The organism is Streptomyces sp. 8P21H-1 (assembly GCF_013302945.1).
Genome location: NZ_JABTYA010000163.1, coordinates 243 through 3,155, shown reverse-complemented (window position 1 = coordinate 3,155; position 2,913 = coordinate 243). Strand labels below are relative to the sequence as shown.

Sequence of the window (2,913 nt, the reverse complement as noted above, 5' to 3'; positions counted from 1 at the left end):
CCCGATGGTGTGCTGAGTGGTATGGCGCGTGAGAGCGCGGGTGAGGACGCGGTCCTGGTCCCGCTGCTGCGCAAGGACCGCGAGGAAGTCACCGCAGTCCTGACGACTCTCGCCCGGCTGCACGTGTGCGGCGTCGCCGCCGACTGGGCCACCGTCCTCGACGGTACGGGCGCCCGTGCGGTGGACCTGCCGACCTACGCCTTCCAGCACGAGTACTTCTGGCCGACGGGAACCGTGGCCGGCGCCGGTGACATCCGGCTGGCCGGTCTCGGCGCGGCCGGGCACCCCCTGCTCGGCGCGGCCGTCGAGCTCGCCGGTGGCGACGGGCTGGTGTTCACCGGTCGGCTGTCGACGCAGTCCCACCCGTGGCTGGCCGACCACGTCGTCCAGGGCGCCGTACTGGTGCCGGGCACGGCCCTGCTGGAACTCGCCGTCCGGGCCGCCGACGAGGTGGGCTGCGACACGGTCGAGGAACTGACCCTGCCCACGCCGCTGGTACTGCCGGAACGCGGTGCCGTACGCATCCAGGTGAGCGTCGGAGAGCCGGACGACTCCGGACGCCGTACGGTCGCGGTCCACTCCCGGGACGACGCCGGGGACGAGCGCCAGTCCTGGACCCTCCACGCCCAGGGCGTGCTGGTGCCGGACGCCGTCACCCCCGACTTCGACGCGTCGGTGTGGCCGCCGCGGGACGCCGTACCGGTCGACGTGACCGACTGCTACGAGCGCCTCGCCGAGGTCGGCCTCCGTTACGGTCCCGCCTTCCAGGGCCTGCGCGCCGCCTGGCGGCACGGCGACGAGGTGTTCGCCGAGGTCGCCCTGGGCGAGGAGACGGACGGTACGCCGTTCGGCCTGCATCCGGCGCTCTTCGACGCGGCCCTGCACGCCTCCTTCGCCTTCGGCGACGACGACGCCCCGGGCGGGGTTCCGTTCGTCTGGGAAGGTGTGTCGCTGCACGCGTCCGGTGCGTCGGTGCTCCGGGTCCGGCTGACCCGGACCGGGGACGACACCCTGGGCGTACGGCTGGCCGATCCCACCGGAGCGCCCGTCGCCTCCGTGGAGTCCCTGACCGTCCGCGCGGCCACCGCGACCGTACGCCCTGACGACGCCTCGAAGTCGCTCTACCGGGTGGAGTGGGTGCCGGCGCGGGTTGCTGGGGCCGGTGCCGTTACGGGTCCGGTGGGTGTGCTGGGTGAGGTAGCGGGCCTGTCGGATGACGGGTTCGTGGCGTTCGCGGGTCTTGAGGAGCTGGCCGGTGCCGGTGAGGTGCCGGGGACGGTACTCGTCGACGCCGGTGCTTCCCTCGACGGCGCCGACGTGGTCGGTTCCGTGCACGGTGCCGCGACGCGGGCGCTGGAGCTGGTGCGGTCGTGGCTGGCCGAGGAGCGGTTCGCCGACTCCCGCCTCGTGTTCGTCACGCGGGACACGGCGGGCACCGACGGCGTCGACGGGATGATCTCCGCTCCCGTACGGGGCCTGGTGCGCTCCGCGTCGCTGGAACACCCGGGACGCTTCGGGCTGCTGGACATGGAGAGCGGCACGGACGCCACAGCGGTGCTCGCCGCCCTCACCACGGACGAGACCGAGACCGTCGTACGGGACGGCGAGGTACGGGCGCCGCGCCTGGCCCGGACGAACCCGGCCGATGACACCGCGGACCCGCAGATCGACGCCCCGCTCTCGGCCACGCACGACGGCACCGTACTGGTGACCGGCGGTACGGGCGGTCTGGGCCGCATCGTGGCCCGGCACCTGGTGGTGGAGCGGGGTGCGCGGGATCTGCTGCTGGTGAGCCGGCGAGGCCCGGCCGCCGAGGGCATCGACGCCCTGACGGCCGAGCTGTCCGGCCTGGGAGCCCGTGTCGCGGTCGCGGCGTGCGACCTGGCCGACCGTACGGCTGTCGACGCACTGCTGGCCGGGGTGCCGGCCGACCGCCCGGTGCGCGCGGTGGTGCACGCGGCCGGTGTGCTGGACGACGGCATGGTCGGGTCGTTGACGCCGGAGCGGCTGACGGGTGTGCTGCGCCCGAAGGTGGACGCGGCGTGGAACCTGCACGAGGCCGCCAGGGACCTCGGCCTGGACCTGGACGCCTTCGTCCTCTTCTCCTCGGTGGCGGGGACGTTCGGCAGCGCGGGGCAGGGTGCGTACGCGGCGGGGAACGTGTTCCTGGACGCGCTCGTGGAGCACCGCCGGACCCTGGGCCTGCCCGCGGTGTCCCTGGTGTGGGGTCCGTGGGCGCAGGACGCCGGGATGACGGAGGGACTGTCGGAGACGGACCGGCGGCGTATCGCGCGGTCGGGCCTGCCGGCGGTCACGGCGGAGCAGGGCACGGCGCTGTTCGACGCGGCCCTTGCCTCCGGCGAGCCGGTGGTCCTGCCCGTACGCCTCGACCTGGCCGCCCTGCGCGGCCAGGAGGACGTCCCGAACCTGCTGCGCGGCCTTGTGCGCACCCGCAGGCGTCGTTCGGCGGCCGGTGGGTCGGCGGCGACGGCGGGTCTGGTGCAGCGTCTGGAAGGGCTGGGCGCCGAGGAGCGGCGTGAGGTGCTGCTGGACCTGGTGCGCGGTCAGATCGCGGTGGTCCTCGGCCACGCGGGCGCGCAGACGGTGGACCCGGCGCGGGCATTCCAGGACCTGGGCTTCGATTCGCTGACGGCGGTGGAGCTGCGCAACCGGCTGGGCAAGGCGACGGGTCTGCGGCTGCCGGCGACGGTGGTCTTCGACTACCCGACGGCGCATGCGCTGGTGGGGTACCTGCTGGACGAGCTGTTCGGTGCGGTGGAGTCGGCGGCGGTGGTGCCGGTGGCGGTGCTGCCGTCGGTGGCGGACGATCCGGTGGTCATCGTGGGGATGGCGTGCCGTTATCCGGGCGGGGTGTCCTCGCCGGAGGACCTGTGGCGGGTCGTCTCCGAAGGC

1 protein-coding gene is annotated in these 2,913 nt (G+C 74.3%); it reads left to right on the top strand.

Features of this window, described 5'->3' with window-relative positions:
• Positions 1-21: 21 nt before the first annotated feature.
• The coding region (locus HO151_RS02720) for a type I polyketide synthase (RefSeq protein ID WP_254594659.1) at positions 22-2,913 on the top strand (2,892 nt) is incomplete at its 3' end.